Source organism: bacterium, from assembly GCA_026129405.1.
Taxonomy (GTDB): domain Bacteria; phylum Desulfobacterota; class Binatia; order DP-6; family DP-6; genus JAHCID01.
Genome location: JAHCID010000003.1, coordinates 137,553 through 154,697, shown reverse-complemented (window position 1 = coordinate 154,697; position 17,145 = coordinate 137,553). Strand labels below are relative to the sequence as shown.

Annotated in this window: 20 protein-coding genes; 8 read left to right on the top strand and 12 right to left on the bottom strand. The window is 72.2% G+C overall.

The window, feature by feature from the left end; translation table 11 throughout:
* Positions 1-14 precede the first annotated feature (14 nt).
* The 7 genes from lepA to mtnP all read right to left on the bottom strand — a co-directional run bounded on the left by lepA (position 15) and on the right by mtnP (position 7,958).
* Positions 15-1,814: a translation elongation factor 4 gene (gene lepA, locus KIT14_13220; GenBank protein MCW5891495.1), complete on the bottom strand. Its 1,800-nt coding sequence runs from the start codon at positions 1,812-1,814 to the stop codon at positions 15-17.
* Positions 1,815-1,898: 84 nt separating this feature from the next.
* Positions 1,899-2,825 (bottom strand): NAD-dependent epimerase/dehydratase family protein, encoded by a 927-nt coding sequence (locus KIT14_13215; protein MCW5891494.1) that lies wholly within the window; start codon positions 2,823-2,825, stop codon positions 1,899-1,901.
* Positions 2,822-3,754: an SDR family oxidoreductase gene (locus tag KIT14_13210; protein ID MCW5891493.1), complete on the bottom strand. Its 933-nt coding sequence runs from the start codon at positions 3,752-3,754 to the stop codon at positions 2,822-2,824. The genes KIT14_13215 and KIT14_13210 overlap by 4 nt, the downstream gene beginning before the upstream one ends.
* Positions 3,755-3,770: 16 nt before the next feature.
* Positions 3,771-5,093 carry a UDP-glucose/GDP-mannose dehydrogenase family protein gene (locus tag KIT14_13205; protein MCW5891492.1) on the bottom strand — a complete coding sequence of 441 codons (1,323 nt, stop codon included), beginning with the start codon at positions 5,091-5,093 and terminating at the stop codon, positions 3,771-3,773.
* Positions 5,090-6,091, bottom strand: coding sequence for a glycosyltransferase family 2 protein (locus KIT14_13200; GenBank protein ID MCW5891491.1), 1,002 nt, complete (start codon positions 6,089-6,091; stop codon positions 5,090-5,092). Before KIT14_13200 ends, KIT14_13205 begins: the two co-directional genes overlap by 4 nt.
* Positions 6,088-7,095, bottom strand: a complete 1,008-nt coding sequence (locus KIT14_13195; GenBank protein ID MCW5891490.1) for a carbohydrate kinase family protein — start codon at positions 7,093-7,095, stop codon at positions 6,088-6,090. The genes KIT14_13200 and KIT14_13195 overlap by 4 nt, the downstream gene beginning before the upstream one ends.
* Positions 7,092-7,958 (bottom strand): S-methyl-5'-thioadenosine phosphorylase, encoded by an 867-nt coding sequence (gene mtnP, locus KIT14_13190; GenBank protein MCW5891489.1) that lies wholly within the window; start codon positions 7,956-7,958, stop codon positions 7,092-7,094. The genes KIT14_13195 and mtnP overlap by 4 nt, the downstream gene beginning before the upstream one ends.
* Positions 7,959-8,068: 110 nt before the next feature.
* Between mtnP and KIT14_13185 the strand changes: the two genes are divergently transcribed.
* Positions 8,069-9,040, top strand: a complete 972-nt coding sequence (locus KIT14_13185; GenBank protein ID MCW5891488.1) for an EamA family transporter — start codon at positions 8,069-8,071, stop codon at positions 9,038-9,040.
* On the opposite strand, the gene KIT14_13180 is transcribed toward KIT14_13185, so the two are convergent.
* Together KIT14_13180 and KIT14_13175 are read right to left on the bottom strand one after the other, a co-directional pair.
* Complete coding sequence (locus KIT14_13180) at positions 9,027-9,443, bottom strand: VOC family protein (protein ID MCW5891487.1); 417 nt, start codon at positions 9,441-9,443, stop codon at positions 9,027-9,029. The genes KIT14_13185 and KIT14_13180 overlap by 14 nt on opposite strands.
* Positions 9,444-9,473: 30 nt before the next feature.
* Positions 9,474-9,914 carry a YciI family protein gene (locus tag KIT14_13175; protein ID MCW5891486.1) on the bottom strand — a complete coding sequence of 147 codons (441 nt, stop codon included), beginning with the start codon at positions 9,912-9,914 and terminating at the stop codon, positions 9,474-9,476.
* 133 nt (positions 9,915-10,047) lie between these two features.
* Between KIT14_13175 and KIT14_13170 the strand changes: the two genes are divergently transcribed.
* Entirely contained in the window at positions 10,048-11,406 is a 1,359-nt protein-coding gene (locus KIT14_13170) for a DUF839 domain-containing protein (protein MCW5891485.1), read from the top strand.
* Between the two features lie 10 nt (positions 11,407-11,416).
* Here the strand turns inward: KIT14_13170 and KIT14_13165 are convergent, their stop codons facing one another.
* Together KIT14_13165 and rlmN are read right to left on the bottom strand one after the other, a co-directional pair.
* Entirely contained in the window at positions 11,417-12,355 is a 939-nt protein-coding gene (locus KIT14_13165) for a hypothetical protein (protein MCW5891484.1), read from the bottom strand.
* 1 nt (position 12,356) lies between these two features.
* Positions 12,357-13,415, bottom strand: coding sequence for a 23S rRNA (adenine(2503)-C(2))-methyltransferase RlmN (gene rlmN, locus KIT14_13160; GenBank protein MCW5891483.1), 1,059 nt, complete (start codon positions 13,413-13,415; stop codon positions 12,357-12,359).
* 76 nt (positions 13,416-13,491) lie between these two features.
* Here rlmN and KIT14_13155 point away from each other — a divergent pair, with 76 nt between their 5' ends.
* Genes KIT14_13155 through KIT14_13130 form a run of 6 tightly spaced genes read left to right on the top strand, consistent with a single transcriptional unit; the run spans position 13,492 to position 16,257 of the window.
* Positions 13,492-13,893, top strand: a complete 402-nt coding sequence (locus KIT14_13155) for a PspC domain-containing protein (protein MCW5891482.1) — start codon at positions 13,492-13,494, stop codon at positions 13,891-13,893.
* Between the two features lie 27 nt (positions 13,894-13,920).
* Complete coding sequence (locus tag KIT14_13150) at positions 13,921-14,442, top strand: sigma-70 family RNA polymerase sigma factor (GenBank protein ID MCW5891481.1); 522 nt, start codon at positions 13,921-13,923, stop codon at positions 14,440-14,442.
* A complete protein-coding gene (locus tag KIT14_13145; protein MCW5891480.1) occupies positions 14,439-14,903 on the top strand; it encodes a hypothetical protein in 465 nt (154 codons plus the stop codon). Before KIT14_13150 ends, KIT14_13145 begins: the two co-directional genes overlap by 4 nt.
* On the top strand, positions 14,896-15,237 hold the full coding sequence (locus KIT14_13140; protein MCW5891479.1) for a PspC domain-containing protein: 342 nt from the start codon (positions 14,896-14,898) through the stop codon (positions 15,235-15,237). Before KIT14_13145 ends, KIT14_13140 begins: the two co-directional genes overlap by 8 nt.
* A 50-nt stretch (positions 15,238-15,287) precedes the next feature.
* Entirely contained in the window at positions 15,288-15,662 is a 375-nt protein-coding gene (locus tag KIT14_13135) for a hypothetical protein (GenBank protein MCW5891478.1), read from the top strand.
* Positions 15,655-16,257, top strand: coding sequence for an AAA family ATPase (locus KIT14_13130; protein MCW5891477.1), 603 nt, complete (start codon positions 15,655-15,657; stop codon positions 16,255-16,257). Before KIT14_13135 ends, KIT14_13130 begins: the two co-directional genes overlap by 8 nt.
* Positions 16,258-16,272: 15 nt before the next feature.
* Here the strand turns inward: KIT14_13130 and KIT14_13125 are convergent, their stop codons facing one another.
* On the bottom strand, positions 16,273-17,103 hold the full coding sequence (locus tag KIT14_13125; protein ID MCW5891476.1) for a DMT family transporter: 831 nt from the start codon (positions 17,101-17,103) through the stop codon (positions 16,273-16,275).
* Positions 17,104-17,145 lie beyond the last annotated feature (42 nt).

Here is a 17,145-nt window from a genome sequence, read left to right as displayed (position 1 = left end):
AGTCGACGCGACCCCTACTCGCTACCCTTCAGGACCGCCAGGAACGCTTCCTGCGGGATCTCGACCCGTCCCACCTGCTTCATGCGCCGCTTGCCCTCCTTCTGCTTCTCGAGGAGCTTGCGCTTGCGGGTGATGTCGCCGCCGTAGCACTTCGCGGTGACGTTCTTGCGGATGGCCTTCACCGTCTCCCGGGCGATGATCTTGGCCCCGATCGCGGCCTGGATCGCGATCTCGAACATCTGCCGCGGGATCAGCTCGCGCAGCTTGGCGCAGAGGTCGCGGCCGCGGACGTAGGCGCTGTCGCGGTGGACGATGATGGAGAGCGCGTCGACGGGATCGCCGTTGATGAGGAGATCGAGCTTCACGAGGTTCGACGGGCGGAAGTCGAGGTACTCGTAGTCCATCGACGCGTAGCCGCGCGTCATCGACTTCAGCTTGTCGTAGAAGTCGAGCACCACCTCGGCCAGGGGCAGCTCGTAGGTGATCATGACGCGGGTCTCGCCGAGGTAGCGCATCTCCTTCTGCTCGCCGCGCCGGTCCTGGCACAGCTGCATCACGTTGCCGAGGAACTCCGCGGGCAGGTGGATCGTCGCCCGGATGTACGGCTCCTCGATGTGCTCCACCTCCATCGTCGGCGGGAGCTTCGCGGGGCTGTCGATGACGAACGCCTCGCCGTTCGTGCGCACGACGCGGTACGCGACCGTCGGCGCGGTCGTCACCAGCGTCAGGCCGAACTCGCGCTCGAGCCGCTCCTGGATGATCTCCATGTGGAGCAGGCCGAGGAAACCGCAGCGGAAGCCGAAGCCGAGCGCGAGCGAGGTCTCGGGCTCGTAGGCGAACGAGGCGTCGTTGAGGCGCAGCTTGTCGACCGCGTCGCGGAGCGCGTCGTAGTCGTCGGAATCGGCCGGATAGAGCCCGCTGAAGACCATGGGCTTGACCGGCTGGAAGCCCGGCAGCGCCTCGGCGGCGGGACGCTCGGCGCTGGTCACGGTGTCGCCGATGCGCGTGTCGGCGACCTCCTTGATCGCCGCCGACAGCATGCCAACCTCGCCGGGCCCGAGGCTCTGCACCTCGACCGCGCGCGGTGCCAGCACCGCGAGCCGCGTGATGGTGAACTCCTTGCCGACGGCCATGAGCCGGATGCGCTGCCCCTTCGAGAGCGTCCCGTCCATCATGCGGATCAGCGAGACGGCGCCGAGGTAGGGATCGAACCACGAGTCGAAGATCAGCCCGCGCGGCGGCGCGGCGGGATCCCCCTGCGGCGGCGGGATGTCGCGGACGATCGCCTCGAGTATCTCGTCGATGCCGACGCCCGACTTCGCGCTCGCGGGGATCGCGTTCGAGGCGTCGAGACCGATCGCGTCCTCGATCTCCTTGCGCACGCGCTCCGGCTCCGCGCTCGGCAGGTCGATCTTGTTCAGCACCGGCACGATGGCGTGGTCGTGCTCGAGGGCCAGGTACACGTTGGCCATGGTCTGCGCCTGCACGCCCTGCGAGGCGTCGACGACGAGGATCGCGCCCTCGCACGCCGCGAGGCTGCGCGACACCTCGTAGGTGAAGTCGACGTGGCCGGGCGTGTCGATGAGGTTCAGGACGTAGTCCTTGCCGTCCCGGGCCGCGTACGACAGGCGCACGGTGCGCGCCTTGATGGTGATGCCGCGCTCGCGCTCGAGATCCATGTCGTCGAGGAACTGCGCCGACATCTCGCGCTGCGAGACGGTGCCGGTGCGCTCGAGGAGGCGATCGGCCAGCGTCGACTTGCCGTGGTCGATGTGGGCGATGATCGAGAAGTTGCGGATGCGCTGCTGGTCCACGGTGGCTCGTCGAGCCCCGGGACTCTACGGGGCGCCCCCCGCGACCGCAAGGGACGCCCGGCCGCAGGCCCGGCGGCGCCGACGTCAGCGCGCCTGCTTGGCGCGGAAGAACTCGACCGTGCGTGCCAGGCCGTCGGCCAGCGACACCTCGGGCTTCCACCCGTACACCTCGGCGGCGCGCCCGATCGCGACCACGCTGCGCCGCTGCTCGCCCGACTTCGCCGGCCCGTGGGTGATCTCGGCCGTGCTGCCCGCCGCCCTGCGGATGTGCTCCGCCAGCACGTTCACGTCGGTCTCGACGCCGGTGCCGACGTTGACGGGGCCCGTGGCCGGATGCTCGAGCGCCAGCAGGCTCATGCGCGCGACGTCGCCGACGAAGACGTAGTCGCGCGTCTGCGTGCCGTCGCCGTTCACGGTGACCGGCTCGCCGCGCAGCATCCTGCCGCTGAAGATCGCGACCACGCCGGCCTCGCCGTGCGGATCCTGGCGCGGGCCGTAGACGTTGGCGTAGCGGAAGGCGACGAACGGCAGGCCGTACTCGGCCATGAAGAAGTGGCAGTACAGCTCGCCCGAGCGCTTGCTGACGCCGTACGGGCTGACCGGCCAGGTCGGATGCGTCTCCGGCGCCGGGTACTCCTGCTGCTCGCCGTAGGCGGCGCCGCCGGAGGACACGAAGAGGAACTTCTTCACGCCTGCCTGACGGGCGGCGTCGAGCAGCCCGATGGTGCCGAGGATGTTCACCCGGGCGTCGAACTGCGGGTCGGCGACCGAGCGGCGGACGTCCATCTGCGCGGCGTGATGGTTGATCACGTCCGGCTTCTCGCTCGCGATCAGCGCGGCCGTCTTCGGATCGAGGATGTCGTACTCGAAGAAGCGCGCCGACGGGTGGAGGTTCTCGCGCTTGCCCATGCAGAGGTTGTCGACGATCAGCACCTCGTGCCCGGCGCCGACGTAGGCGTCGACGACGTGCGAGCCGATGAAGCCGGCGCCGCCGGTGACGACGATCTTCACACCTTGCTCCGGAAGTACTCGATGGTCTTCGACAGGCCCTCTTCGAGCCCGACCTTCGGCTCCCAGCCGAGGATCGTGCGCGCCCGGGTGATGTCGGGCTGGCGCACCTTCGGGTCGTCTTCGGGCAGCTCGCGGTAGACGATCTCGCTCTTCGAGCCGGTGAGCTTCTTGATCACCTCGGCGAACTGGAGGATCGAGACCTCCATCGGGTTGCCGAGGTTCACCGGCGTGGGATGGCCGGACTCGAGGAGACGCACGAGGCCTTCGACGAGGTCCGACACGTAGCAGAAGCTGCGCGTCTGGCTGCCGTCGCCGTAGACGGTCATCGGCTCGCCCCGCAGCGCCTGGGCGATGAAGTTCGGCACGACGCGCCCGTCGTTGAGGCGCATGCGCGGGCCGTGCGTGTTGAAGATGCGCACGATGCGCGTCTGCACCTTGTGGAAGCGCTGGTAGGCCATGGTCATGGCCTCCGCGAAGCGCTTCGCCTCGTCGTACACGCCGCGCGGACCGATGGGGTTCACGTTGCCCCAGTAGTCCTCGTTCTGCGGGTGGACGAGCGGATCGCCGTAGCACTCCGACGTCGAGGCGAGCAGAAGCCGGGCGCCCTTCTCCTTGGCGAGGCCGAGCGCCTTGTGCGTGCCGAGGGAGCCGACCTTCAGCGTCTGGATCGGCAGCTCGAGGTAGTCGACCGGGCTGGCCGGCGACGCGAAGTGGAGGATCGCGTCGAGCGGGCCCTTCACCCAGATGTAGTTCGTGACGTCCTGCTGGATCAGCGTGAAGCGGGGGTTCGCGAGCAGGTGCGCGACGTTGTCCGGCGAGCCGGTGAGGAAGTTGTCCATGCAGATGACGTCGGCGCCATCCGCGAGGAACCGCTCGCACAGGTGCGAGCCGATGAAACCCGCACCGCCGGTGATGAGGACCCGCGCCATCCTGCCGCCTCCCCGCCTAGCGGGCGTTCGCACCGACGGGCCGACGGCCGATCGGGTAGTAGGTGAAGCCGTGCTCGCGCATGACCTCGGGGTCGTAGACGTTGCGACCGTCGAACACGACCGGCGCCCGCAGGAGCTTCTTCATGCGCGCGTAGTCGGGCCGGCGGAACTCGTTCCACTCCGTGACGATGAGGAGCGCGTCGGCGCCGTCGAGCGCCTCGTAGTTGACGCGATGATAGCTGATGCGGTCGCCGAAGACCGCGCGCGCCGTGTGCTCCGCTTCGGGGTCGTGGGCCGCGACGGTCGCGCCGCGCTCGAGCAGGCCCTCGATGACGACGATCGACGGCGCCTCGCGCATGTCGTCGGTCTTCGGCTTGAACGCGAGGCCCCAGATGGCGAACTTCTTTCCGCGCAGATTCTCGCCGAAGGTCTCGACGACCTTCTCGACGAGCCGCTTCTTCTGCGCGTCGTTCACCTCCTCGACCGCGTTCAGCAGCGGGAACTTCATGCCCGCCGCGTGCGCGGTGTGGATGACCGCCTGCACGTCCTTCGGGAAGCACGAGCCGCCGTAGCCGACGCCGGGGAAGAGGAAGTGATGCCCCAGGCGGCGGTCGTGGCCGACGCCCCTCCGCACGAAGTCGACGTCGGCGCCGACGCGCTCGCAGAGGTTGGCGATCTCGTTCATGAACGAGATGCGCGTCGCGAGCAGCGCGTTGGCCGCGTACTTCGTCATCTCGGCGCTCGCGTTGTCCATCTCGATGATGGGCGCGCCGGTGCGGCAGAACGGCTCGTACAGCTCGCGCATGATCTTGAAGGCTTCGAGCGAGGCCGCGCCGATGACGACCCGGTCGGGCTTCATGAAGTCCTCGATCGCCGCGCCTTCCTTCATGAACTCGGGATTCGAGACCACGTCGAACGGATGCCGCGCGATCGGCTCCATCACCGCACGGATCTTCTCGTGCGTGCCGACCGGGACGGTGCTCTTCGTGACGATCACGCGATGCCCGTCCATCGACTCCGCGATCGCCCGCGCCACCGCGAGCACCGCACCGAGATCGGCTGAACCGTCTTCCTTCTCCGGCGTACCGACCGCGATGAAGCAGACGCGGCTCTTCTTCACCGCGTCGGCGAGATCCATGTCGAACACGAGCCGGCCTTCGGTGACGTTGCGACGGATGAGCTCTTCGAGGCCGGGCTCGTAGATCGGCACCTCGCCGCGGCGAAGACGCTCGACCTTCTCGGCGACGTTGTCGATGCAGACGACGTCGTTACCGCTCTCAGCGAAGCAGGTGCCGGCGACGAGACCCACGTAGCCGGTCCCAACTACGCAGAGTTTCATATCTCTTCACCCTTAGCGGCGGGTGTCCTGGGTGTCAATTCGGACGCGGTTCCCGCGACGATCTCACGCACGCGATAGATCGGCTTGCGCTGCGACTCGTGGTACGTGCGCACCACCATCTCGCCGAGCAGCCCGATGGAAACGAACTGCACGCCGAGCACGGTCAACAAAATGGCGAGCAGAACGACGGGACGTCCGGCGAGCGGCACGCCGAGCACGATGCGCTGGAAGCCGAGGACGCCCATGAGCAGCGTCCCCGGCGCCGCCAGCGCCAGCCCCACGAGCCCGAACAGCTGGATCGGGCGCGTCGCGTAGCCGGACAGGAATTTGACCGTCAGCAGGTCGAGCACCACGCGCAGCGTGCGCGAGATGCCGTACTTCGACTGGCCGATCGTCCGCGGCCGATGCGACACCGGGACCTCGACCACGCGCGCCCCCACGTCGGCGGCGAGGGCGGGAATGAAGCGGTGCAGCTCGCCGTAGAGCCGCAGCTCGCGCGCGACCGGCGCGCGCATCACGCGCAGCGTGCAGCCGTAGTCGTGCAACGCCGTGCCGGTCACCGCGGAGATGATGCGGTTCGCGATCTGCGACGGTAGGCGGCGGCTCATGAAGGGATCCTTGCGGTCCTGGCGCCACCCGTTCACGACGTCGACGTCGGGCCGCAGGGCCGCCAGGAGCGTCGGGATGTCGCGCGGATCGTTCTGCAGGTCGGCGTCGAGCGAGACGAGCAGATCGCCGCGCGCGTGCTCGATCGCCGCCGCCATCGCCGCCGTCTGCCCGTAGTTGCGCGCGAGGCGCAGGACGCGCAGGCGCGGCTCGCGCGCCGTCAGCGCGACCAGACGGTCGAAGCTGCCGTCGCTGCTGCCGTCGTCGACGGCGACGATCTCCGCTTCGTGCGGCAGCGTATCGAGGACCGCCCCCAGCTCGCGCAGCAGCGGTTCGAGGCAGCCGACCTCGTTGTAGACCGGGATCAGGACGGAGAGGGTGGGTCTACTCATCCGAGACGTGCGAGCAGCGCCCGATCGTCCGTCCCGAAGTTCGCCTCGTAGCGCGCGCGGAACGTCGCCAGATCGTAGCGCGGGGGTTGCGGGCCGAGGCTCTCCAGGGCGTAGACCGCCGCGATGCTGCCGACGCGGCCCGCGACGGCCCACGGCAGGCCGGCGAGGCGCGCGGCGAGCAGACCGGCGCGATACGCGTCGCCGACACCGGTCGGATCGAGCGCCGTCGCCTCGACCTTCGCCGGCGGCACGCGGATCGTGGTGATGCCGTCGGGCGCCTCGTCGGAGCCGCCGCGCAGCGCGATGGTGGAGCCCTCGCCGCCGTGGGTGACGATCAGGACGGGGACGCGCGCCAGCAGCTCGGCCTCGCGCAGCCCCGTCTTCTTCTCGATGATCCCGAACTCGTAGTCGTTGCCGATGAAGATCCAGGCCCCCTCGAGGCACGCCAGCAGCTCGCGCCCCTCGAGCCGCGCCACCTGCTGGCTCGGATCGTAGACGAACGGGATGCCGAGCGTGCGGCACTCGCCCGCGTATTTCGCCATCGCGCCCGGATCGTTCGGCGAGACGACCACGCACGCGAGCCCGTCGCGGTCGACGTCGGCGATGGCGAGCTCCGCGGCGCGCGCCATGGCGCCGCTGTAGAAGCTCGCGATCTGGTTCTGCTCCGTGTCGGTGTTGCAGAAGAACGACGCCGTGAAGACGTCGGGCAGGACGCGCAGGTGCGTGACGTCGATGCCCTCGGCGGCGAGCCAGTCGCGGTAGTCGCCCGCGTCGGCGCCGGCGGTGGCGAGGAGCAGCGGCTCTGCGCCGAGCAGCCGGAGGCTGTAGGCGATGTTCGGCGCACAGCCGCCGCGCACCTTGCGCATCGCGTCCACCTGGAACGACACCGACAGGCGGTGCATGCGGTCGGGCACCATGACGTCGAGGAACCTGCCCGGGAACTCCATCAGGTAGTCGTAGGCCACGGAGCCCGTGACCACGACGCGGCGGCCGGTGTTGCTCACAGGTACTTCCCCGCGATCGGCGCGAGGTCGCGCTTCACCTGCGGCGGGATGGTCGCGCGATCGGTGATGATCGCGGTGGCGAGCGCCGTGGGACAGGGGCAGCCGGTGCGCTCGGGCAGCGCCGGCGCGAGGCCCGCCACCGTCTGCCGCGCGAGGTCCGCGTTCGCCGCGATGATCTTCAAGATGTCCTCGATGTGCACGTCGTCGTGGCTCGCGTGCCAGCAGTCGTAGTCGGTCGCCAGCGCGAGCGTGGCGAAGCAGAGCTCGGCCTCGCGCGCGAGCTTGGCCTCCTGGAGGTTCGTCATGCCGATGATCTGCGCGCCCCAGCTCCGGTACAGATGCGACTCCGCGCGCGTCGAGAAGGCGGGGCCCTCCATGCAGACGTACGTTCCGCCCTCGTGCACCGTCGCGCCCGCGCCGCGCGCCGCGCCGAGGAGCGCCTGCGACAAGACGGGACAGAACGGGTCGGCGAACTGCACGTGCGCCACCACGCCGCGGCCGAAGAACGTGCTCTCCTCGGTGCGCCCGCGCGTGCGGTCGATGAACTGGTTCGGCACCACGAGATGCCCGGGCACGATCTCCTCGCGCAGGCTGCCGACGGCGCTGACGGCGAGGATGCTGTCGACCCCGAGCGTCTTCAGCGCGTAGACGTTGGCGCGGAACGGCAGCTCCGACGGCAGGATGCGGTGGCCGCGCCCGTGACGCGGCAGGAAGCACAGCCGCGTGCCGCCGAGCCGTCCGACGACGATCTCGTCCGACGGCTCGCCGAACGGCGTCTTCGGACGCACGCGCTCCACGTCCGTCAGCCCCGGGAGCTCGTAGAGCCCGCTGCCACCGATCACTCCGAGCGTACGTTCCGCCATCTGCTGCCGCCCCCGTACGGCGCGCGTACCCTGGCCAAAAAGGTGCGGCAGCGCAAGGCGATTGGCCTGCTTGCGTCGCCACGGCGGCGCAGGCTCCCTGACGCGACCCCATGCCGTCCGCCGCGCCGACCGTCGCTTCGCCGCTGCTCGTGTGGGCGGCGCTCGGAGTCGTCTACGTGGTGTGGGGCTCGACCTACCTCGCGATCCACGTCGCGCTCGAGACCCTCCCCAGCTTCCTCGGCGCCGGCACGCGCTTCCTGGTCGCGGGCGGCATCCTCTACGCCTGGGCCCGCTGGCGGGGCGGCGCGCGGGAACGTCCCGGCCCGAGACAATGGCGCGCGACGGCGATCGTCGGCGGCGCGCTGCTCGGCGGCGGCAACGGCGGCGTGGTCTGGGCCCAGCACTACATCCCCTCCGGCGTCGCCGCCCTCCTCGTCGCCGTGATGCCGGTCTGGATGGCGCTCGCGGCGCGCGTGCTGCAGGACGAGCCGCTGCGACCGCGCACCGTGCTCGGCCTCGGCCTCGGCGTCGCGGGCATCGCACTGCTCGCAGGGCCGGTCGACACCGGCGGCGTGCATCCGCTCGGCGTCGTCGTCTGCACGCTCGCGTCGATCTCGTGGGCCGTCGGCTCCGTGTGGTCGCGGCGCGCTCCGCTGCCGCCGCGGGCCGCGCTCGCGACCGGCATGGAAATGCTCGCCGGCGGAGCGCTGCTGCTCGTCGTCGGCGTGCTCGCGGGCGAGCCCTTGCGCATGGACCTCGCCGCCGCCTCGACGCGCTCGTGGCTCGCCCTCGGCTATCTCGTGGTGTTCGGGTCGCTGCTGGCGTTCAGCTGCTACGTCTGGCTGCTCGGCCATGCCCCAACCTCGCTGATCGGGACTTACGCCTTCGTGAATCCCGTCGTGGCCGTGCTGCTCGGGTGGGCCATCCTGGGCGAGCCGATCACGCCGCGGATGCTCGTCGCGGGCGCCGTCATCCTCGGCGCGGTCGCGCTGATCGTGTCGCAGGCCCGGACGCCGGCGCGCGCCGCCCCGCTCGCGGCGAACGGCGCGCGCGCGACCTCCGCACGCGTCACGGCTGGCTGACGAGGACCATCCACGGCAACCCGAAGCGGTCGGTGCACATGCCGAACGCGGCGGAGAAGAACGTCTTCGCCGGCGCCTGCTGCACCTGACCGCCGGCCGCGAGGCCGGCGAAGAGGCGTTCGCAGGTGGCGACGTCCGCGACCTGCAGCGCCAGGCGGAAGCCGTCGAACGTCGGCGGCCCGTCGCTCATCCCGTCGGAGACGAGGAGCGTCGTGTCGCCGATCTGGAGCTCGCCGTGCATGATCTTGCTCTCCATGCCCGGCGGCATCGCCCCCGGCGGCGGGGGCTCGGGACTGTCCTTCATGCGCAACAGCATGCCGGCCTTCGCGCCGACGGTCCGCTGGTAGAACTCGACCGCCTCCTCACAGCGGCCGTTGAAGAACAGGTACGGCTGGATGTGCATCGTGTCGCTCTCCTTTCGAGGCTTCGTGGATCAACGCTTCAGGGACGGGTTCGACGCCGAGGTCGCCGCGCGCAGCCGCTCCCCCTGCGCGCGCAGCTCGGGCGTCAGCTCGGGACCGAAGTCGTCGGCCTCGAAGACCGGACGGATCTCGATCTCGGAGCTTCCCGGCATCGGGTTCGGACAGCGCTTCGCCCAGGCGATCGCCTCGGCCATCGACGTCACCTGCCAGAGCCAGAAGCCTGCGATCAGCTCCCTGGTCTCGGCAAAGGGCCCGTCGGTGACGGTGCGGGCCGCGCCGTCGAAACGTACGCGCACGCCCTTCGCGCTCGGGTGCAGCCCTTCGCCCGCCAGCATGACGCCGGCCTGGACGAGCTCCTCGTTGTAGCGCCCCATCTCCGAGAGCAGCTGCTCGCTCGGCATCGCGCCGGCCTCGCTGTCCGGCGTCGCCTTCACCAGGACCATCACTCGCATCGTCGTTCGCCTCCTGTCTCGACGACGAACCAGCGCGCGCCGGATCGACACGCTGCCGTCGCGCGACTTTCTCTCGCCGCCCCTCCGCCGATGGGCTACGGTCGCGTCACCCGTCGCCCGGGGGAGACCGCCCATGCCCGTCCCGCACGAGCCCACCCGCCGCCTGTTCCTGCGTCGCAGCGCCCTCGCCCTGGGCGGCCTGTGCGCCGCCTCCGCCCTCCCCGGCCCCCTCGCGAGCCTGGCGCAGGCCCGCAAGCCGCGCGGCCTCGACTACGGGCCGCTCGCGCCGGTCGCGGACGCGAACACCGGCCTGCCCCTCCTCGAGCTGCCCGCGGGCTTCACCTACACGACCTTCGGCTGGGCCGGCGATCCGCTGCCCGGCGGCGCGGCGACGCCCCCGGCACAGGACGGCATGGGCGTGGTGCGGGCGCGCAACAATCGCCTGTGGCTCGTGCGCAACCACGAGCTGCCCTTTGCGGGCAGCAGCTTCGGGCCGCCCGCGCTCACCTACGACGCGAGCGCGACGGGCGGCACCACGGTCCTCGAGTTCGATCCGCGCCGCGGGCGCTTCCTCGGCGCGCGCATCGGCCTCGCCGGCACGCGCCAGAACTGCGCCGGCGGCGTCACGCCCTGGGGCTCCTGGCTCACCTGCGAGGAGAACGTCGAGCCGCTCGCCGAGAGCCACGGCTGGGTCTTCGAGGTGCCGGCGATCGGCGCCGCGCGCCCCGAGCCGCTGCGCGCGCTCGGCCGCTTCGTGCACGAGGCCGCCGCCGTCGATCCCCGCACCGGCATCGTCTACGAGACGGAGGACCGCGGCACCTCCGGCTTCTACCGCATGATCCCCATGGTGCGCGGCAAGCTCACGCGCGGCGGGCGGCTGCAGATGCTCGCCGTCGCCGGCCAGCCGCAGGCCGACCTGCGCGGCGCAGTCGGCGCCGGCGTGCGCTTCCCGGTCACCTGGGTCGACATCGACGACCCCGAGCGCGCGCACTCGCCGGGGACGACGGACACGCTCGGCGTCTTCTCGCAGGGCTTCGCCGCGGGCGGCGCCGTCTTCCGCCGCCTCGAGGGCTGCGGCTACGGCAATCGCGAGCTGTGGTTCACGGCCACGAGCGGAGGCGCCGCGGGACGCGGACAGGTGTGGGCCTACAGCCCGCGCTGGGAGCAGCTTCGCTGCGTCTACGAGTCGCCCTCCGCCGAGGTGATGAACAACCCCGACAACCTCGCCTTCTCGCCGCGGGGCAGCCTCCTGCTGTGCGAGGACGGCAGCCGCGTCGGCCAGTACCTCCTCGGGGTCACGCCGCAGGGCGACGTCTTCCCCTTCGCCCGCAACGCCGTAGTGCTGAACGGCCAGGTGAACGGCTGGCGCGGCGACTTCCGCGGATCGGAGTGGGCGGGGGCGACCTTCTGGCGCCGCTGGCTCTTCGTGAACGTCTATCTGCCGGGCTTCACGGCCGCGATCACGGGCCCCTGGAAACGCGGCGCCCTCTGAGGCGCGCCCATCACCCGCGGATCAGCTCGACGCGCGAGGCGACGTCGACCTCGATGCGGTCCACCGCATCGAGGATGTCGCCGTCGAGCATGATGTGCGTCGGGCGCGCGAAGCGGATCATCAGGCGCTTGCCGATGCTGTCGTAGAGCAGCGGGTCGTTGGTGGGGAAGCCGCGGTAGACCCGCATCCCGTGCGCCACCAGGCGTCGCGCCGGGATCGGCCCGCCGACGACATGGAAGTAGCCGCGCTTGCGCGTCGCGAGATACGTCGGCTGGAAGCCGAGGGCGATGCGCTCGATGGTACCCGCGAAGAAGAAGGTGAACAGGCGGAACGGCAGCGGGTCGCCGTCGCAGTCGATGTCGGCCTCGACCGCTTGGAACACCGCGCGCGAGATGTGCGTGCCCGCGACGGCCGACGCCATGAGCCGCCCGAGCAGCTTCGCCGCGGGCCACGGCCCCTGGCGGTCGAGCGCGTAGTAGGCGCGGAGATAGTTCACCGCCGTGCCGAAGCTCAGGAGAAAGCCGACGTCGCGCCCGTTGACGCGCAGGAGGTCGCGCTCCGTGGTCACGTGCGTGTGGCCGCGGCGGTAGTCGCGCACGACGCGCGCCAGCACCTGCTCGGGCGTGCCGCGCCGCCCGCCGGTCGCGTCGGCGACGTAGTTGATCGTCCCCGCACGCAGCGGCAGCAGCAGCGGCAGGCGCGCGCCGCCGTACACGTTCTGGAACGCCGTCAGCGTGCAGTGGTCGCTGCCGTCGCCGCCGCAGATGGCGAGCACGTCGACGTCGCGCTCGCGGAACTCCTGCGCGACGTCGTCGACGGCGGCGAGCGTGGGGGTGACGCGCACCCAGCCGAAGGCGCCGACGATGTCGCTCATGCGCTGCCCGCGCTCGGCCGCCCCGTTGCGGTTGGCCTTGGCGTGGGGGTTGATGATGACGCCGATGCCGGGCACGTCAGGCGGCCGCCGTCGCGAGCTGGCCGCAGGCGGCCTGGATGTCCTGCCCGCGGCTCTCCCGGATGGTGGCGTTGATCCCCTGCGCGTGCAGGAGCGCCTGGAAGCGCTGCACCTGCGCGCGCGGGCTGGGCGTGAACGCGGCGCCGGGAAACGCGTTCCAGGGAATCAGGTTCACCTTGGCGCGCAGGCCGTGCAGCAGCCGCACCAGCGCCCGCGCGTCCTGGTCGGCGTCGTTCTCGCCGGCGAGCATGACGTACTCGAAGGTGATGCGCTGGCGGCGCGGCAGCGGCACCGCGCGGCACGCCGCCAGGAGGTCGGCGAGCGGATAGCGCCGGTTCACCGGCACGATGCGCTCGCGCTGGGCGTCGGTCGGCGCATGCAGCGAGACGGCGAGGTTGACGCGGGTCTCGGCGATGAAGCGGGGGATCAGCGGCGCGAGCCCGACCGTCGACACGGTGATGCGCCGGGGCGAGATCGCGTAGCCCCAGTCGGCGGTGAGGAGCTCGCAGGCGGTGGCGACGGCGTCGTAGTTGGCGAGCGGCTCGCCCATGCCCATGAGGACGATGTTGGTGAGCGCCTTCGGCGCGGCGAGCGCCGCCCCGGCGTGGACCTGGCCGACGATCTCCGCGGGCCGCAGGTTGCGCACCAGCCCGAGGCGCGCCGTCGCACAGAAGCCGCAGCCCATGCCGCATCCCGCCTGGCTGGAGATGCAGAGCGTCAGGCGGTCGCGGGCGCCGCCGGCGCGCTCGACCTGCGGGATCAGCACGCTCTCGATGGCGGCCGAGCGGCCGCCCTCGCCGTCGAGCTGGAAGAGCAGCTTGCGGGTGCCGTCGCGGGCGTCGGCGACGGCGGACGGCGTGAGACGCCCCAGCCGGAAGGCGGCGCCGAGCCGCTCGCGCAGGCGGCGCGAGACGTCGGTCATCGCGGCGAAGCCCGGGGCGCCCTTGCGATGCACCCAGGTGAGGACCTGGCGCGCCCGGAAGGGCGGCTCCCCGGCCTCGGCGCACCATGCCTCGAGGTCGGCGAGGCGCAGGTCCTGGATGTCCGCCGGCGGCACGGCGGGCGATCTTAGCCGGGCCGGCCCCCGCGCGCCACGAATGAACCCGGCGCCGGGATCGCGCGTATCACCGGGCATGGAGGGCTCGACCATCATGATCCACGATCCCGGGAAGCGTCCCTGCCCGTACTGCGCCGAGGACATCGCCGTCACCGCCGTGCGCTGCCCGTTCTGCCGCAGCCGGCTGGCGCTGTTCGAGGCCGCCGTCTGGCATCGCGACCATCCCGAGCGGCGCCTGGCCGGCGTCTGCGCCGCCCTGGCGCACGCGCTCGCGGTCCCGGTGACGCTCGTGCGTGTCGCCTTCGTGCTGCTCACGCTCTTCGTGCACGTCGCTCCCCTCGCCTATCTCGCCCTGTGGCTGGCGATTCCGCGTCGCCCCGGCGCCGAGCCGGCGCTCGAGCGCGGTCTCGAGCGGGCGCGCGACGAGCTGCGCCGCTGGCGTCACGCCGACGCCGGCTCCGGAGGCCCGGCCGCGTGAGCGTGCTAGATCCGCGCGCGCAGGCGGATGGCGGACCCGGCGGACGAGGCGCTCATGGGGGCCGTCGCGCGCGGCGACACGGCGGCGTTCGAGACGCTGTGCCGGCGCTGGGAGCGTCCGCTGCTGCGCTTCCTCGTGCGCCAGGCGGGCCCGACCGACGCGGAGGACCTCTTCCAGGAGACCTGGATGCGGGTCGTGCGTGCGGCCGCGGCGTTCGACCCGCAACGCCGCTTCTCCACCTGGCTGTTCCAGATCGCGCTGAACCTCTGCCGCGATCGCGCCCGGCGGCCGGCGCCCGAGCCGGTCGATCCGAGCGCGCTGGACGCCACCGCCGCAGCGCCGCCGCCGGACGCGGCCGCCGCGATCGACGCCCGCCGCCTCCTGCAGGCGCTGCCCGAGGCCCAGCGGGCGGCGGTCGTCCTGCGCTACTGGCATGATCTCCCCGAAGACGACGTGGCCACCATCCTCGACATCCCCCGCGGCACGGTGAAGAGCCGCCTCCACCAGGCGATGCGCCGGCTGCTCGCCGTCGCGCGAGGGCGCGCATGACTTGCGACGACGCCCGCACCGCGCTGCTCACCGCCGCCGTCCCGCCGTCCGAGGCGGCGGCCCACGTCGCCGCTTGCGCCACCTGCGGCGCCGACGCGGCGGCGTGTGCCGCCGTCGCACGCGCCTTCGCTGCCGATGCCGAGCCCGCGCCCCGCCCGGCGCTGGTGGCACGGACGCTCGCCGCCGCCGCCCCGCTGCTGGCCGCGCGGCGTGCGCCGGCGGTCGACTGGTGGCGCGTCGCGGCCGCGATCCTCGTGGCGCTCGTGCCGCTGCCGCTCGTGCTCGCCGCCGACTGGTGGCTGCTGCGCACGGCGCACGAGCTGCTCTCGTCGCTGCTGCCGCCGTCCCTGAGCCTGCTCGTGCTCGGCCACTACGCCGCCTTGCTGCTGCTGCTCCTCACCCTCACCTATGCCGCCGTCCCCCTCCTGGCGGCGCGCCCGCTGCGAGACCACCATGCCTGAGGCTCTCGCCACCAAGCAGTGTCCCTACTGTGCGGAGGAGATCCGCATCGAGGCCGTGAAGTGCCGCTGGTGCGGCAGCTACCTCGGCGGCGGCCCGCTCCAACGCAGCTGGTACCGGTCGCGCGAGCACCGGCGCATCGCCGGCGTCTGCGCCGGGCTGGCCGACGAGTTCGGCATCTCGGTCACGCTCGTGCGGCTCGCCTTCGTGCTCGGCACCCTCGTCGGTGGCGGCATGGGGCTGATCCTCTATGCCGTTCTCTGGGTCGCGATGCCGTACCGGCCCGCGCTGCTCCCCGACGCGCGCCCGACGCCCGCCCGCCTGCGCGCGCCGTAGGCGCCCGCACCGCGATGGACAGCCGGGTAGCAGACTGCTACCTCGGAGCCATGGGCCTGCCGATCAAGATCAGCCAGGAGCTCGCGCTCGCGGCCCGCACCGAGGCCCAGGTCTTCGAGCGCTCGCTGGCCGCGCAGGTCGAGCACTGGGCGCGGATCGGCCGCGCCGTCGAGCAGGTGCTGGGGCACGACCAGCTCACCGCGCTGAAGCGCCAGGCCGGCATGCCCGAGTTCGCAGACGCCATGCGCCGGGTGTCCAGCGAGGCCGGGCAGCGCCGCGCGCTCGCGCACCTCCAGAAGCGCGGCGGGCCGCGCTACGGCACCGACCCCGAGCGGCCCGGGGGCGTGATCCGGATCGATCCCGACGGCAGCCGCACCCGCGGCCGCTTCGTGCGCCGCAGGTTCGTGCCGACGGCGGATGAGTGAGCCCGACGACGGGCCGTGGCTCGTCGTCCTCGCGGGACCCAACGGCGCCGGCAAGTCGACCTTCTTCGACGTCTTCCTGCGCCAGCGCGGCTTCCGCTTCGTCAACGCCGACCTGATCGCGCGCAGCCTGCCGGCGCCCGAGCGTGCCGACGTCGCCTACCGCGCGGCCGAGCTGGCGGCGATCGCGCGACGGGCCCTCGTCGAGCGGGGCGACACCTTCGTGCTCGAGACCGTGTTCTCCGATCCCGTCGGCGCAAAGCTCGACTTCCTGCGCGCCGCGCGTGCGCGCGGCTACCGCATCGCCTTCGTCTACGTCGGGCTCGACGGCGTGCCGCTCAGCCAGGCACGCGTCTGCCAGCGCGTCGCCCAGGGCGGCCACGACGTGCCCGACGCGAAGCTGCGGCGCCGCCTGCCACGCTCGCTCGCGAACGCGCGCGCGGCGCTCGCCTTCGTCGACGCCGGCTGGGTGCTCGACAACAGCGACGCCGCGCGGCCGTTCGTCCTCGTGGCGAGGACGCGGGGCGGGCGGCTGGCCCATCTGGCGCCGCACGCGCCCGTGTGGTGCCGGCGTATCCTGCCGAAGACGTCCGCCTGACGCCGGCCCGCTTCTTCAGTCCGGCGGCTCCGTCTCCGCCACCGCCGCCCGCGGCGAAGCGCGGCTCGCGAGCGCGACCGCCGCGAGCATCAGGACCGCACCGAGGACGACGTTCGCGTGGATGCCCGCCACCCCGTCGCCGAGCAGCAGCGCCTCCAGCACCGTCGCCGTCACCACGCTGGTCGCGGCGGCGAGGCTGCCCACCGTCGGCGACACGAAGCCGAGCCCGTGGTGCATGAGCCACTGCCCGGCGGCCGACGTCAGCACCACACCGACGAGCGCGAGCATGACGTCCGGGGCGAGCTCCGGGATGCCCGACGCGAGCGACGGCGCGGTCATCGCCGCACCCACCGCCATGAACCACACCGTGATGACGGACGCGCTCTCCGTGCGCCGAAGCCCGCTCGCGGTCGCGACCGCGCCGCCCGCGAGCACGCCGCCGACGAGCGCCATGAGGCCGCCGACGAAGGCCTCCGGCCGCAGCACCGCCTCGCCGCGGATCGCGAGCGCCGCACCCACGAGGTTCAGCGCCAGCGCGACGGCGATCCGCCCCGTGAACGGCTCGCGCAGGAACGCCGCCGCGAGCAGCGCCGTCCACACCGGATAGGTCGCGTGCAGCAGCGTCGCGAGCCCCGCCCCGGCGCGCTCGATGCCGACATAGTAGCAGGTGATCGCCGTCGCCCCGAGGAGCGCACGCAGGACGAGCGGCGGCCAGCTCGCCCGCCGCGGCAGCAGCGCCCGCCCGCGCGCCGCCAGGACGAGCACCACGAACGACCCCGCGAAGCGGACGAACGCCACCTGCATCGGGGTGAGGGCGGGTACGGCGAGGCGCACGCACACCGCCATCGCCCCGAACAGGGCCGCGGCGAGGAAGAAGGTGGACAGGCG

What these genes read in the sequence shown, in the direction of transcription:
- KIT14_13175 (MCW5891486.1), bottom strand. Translation starts at nt 9,914, where the DNA reads ATGCGAGTGATGGTCCTGGTGAAGGCGACGCCGGACAGCGAGGCCGGC.
- mtnP (MCW5891489.1), bottom strand. Translation starts at nt 7,958, where the DNA reads ATGGCGGAACGTACGCTCGGAGTGATCGGTGGCAGCGGGCTCTACGAG.
- KIT14_13205 (MCW5891492.1), bottom strand. Translation starts at nt 5,093, where the DNA reads ATGAAACTCTGCGTAGTTGGGACCGGCTACGTGGGTCTCGTCGCCGGC.
- KIT14_13200 (MCW5891491.1), bottom strand. Translation starts at nt 6,091, where the DNA reads ATGAGTAGACCCACCCTCTCCGTCCTGATCCCGGTCTACAACGAGGTC.
- KIT14_13170 (MCW5891485.1), top strand. Translation starts at nt 10,048, where the DNA reads ATGCCCGTCCCGCACGAGCCCACCCGCCGCCTGTTCCTGCGTCGCAGC.
- KIT14_13150 (MCW5891481.1), top strand. Translation starts at nt 13,921, where the DNA reads ATGGCGGACCCGGCGGACGAGGCGCTCATGGGGGCCGTCGCGCGCGGC.
- KIT14_13140 (MCW5891479.1), top strand. Translation starts at nt 14,896, where the DNA reads ATGCCTGAGGCTCTCGCCACCAAGCAGTGTCCCTACTGTGCGGAGGAG.
- KIT14_13210 (MCW5891493.1), bottom strand. Translation starts at nt 3,754, where the DNA reads ATGGCGCGGGTCCTCATCACCGGCGGTGCGGGTTTCATCGGCTCGCAC.
- KIT14_13145 (MCW5891480.1), top strand. Translation starts at nt 14,439, where the DNA reads ATGACTTGCGACGACGCCCGCACCGCGCTGCTCACCGCCGCCGTCCCG.
- KIT14_13185 (MCW5891488.1), top strand. Translation starts at nt 8,069, where the DNA reads ATGCCGTCCGCCGCGCCGACCGTCGCTTCGCCGCTGCTCGTGTGGGCG.
- KIT14_13130 (MCW5891477.1), top strand. Translation starts at nt 15,655, where the DNA reads ATGAGTGAGCCCGACGACGGGCCGTGGCTCGTCGTCCTCGCGGGACCC.
- KIT14_13155 (MCW5891482.1), top strand. Translation starts at nt 13,492, where the DNA reads ATGGAGGGCTCGACCATCATGATCCACGATCCCGGGAAGCGTCCCTGC.
- KIT14_13125 (MCW5891476.1), bottom strand. Translation starts at nt 17,103, where the DNA reads ATGGCGGTGTGCGTGCGCCTCGCCGTACCCGCCCTCACCCCGATGCAG.
- KIT14_13135 (MCW5891478.1), top strand. Translation starts at nt 15,288, where the DNA reads ATGGGCCTGCCGATCAAGATCAGCCAGGAGCTCGCGCTCGCGGCCCGC.
- KIT14_13180 (MCW5891487.1), bottom strand. Translation starts at nt 9,443, where the DNA reads ATGCACATCCAGCCGTACCTGTTCTTCAACGGCCGCTGTGAGGAGGCG.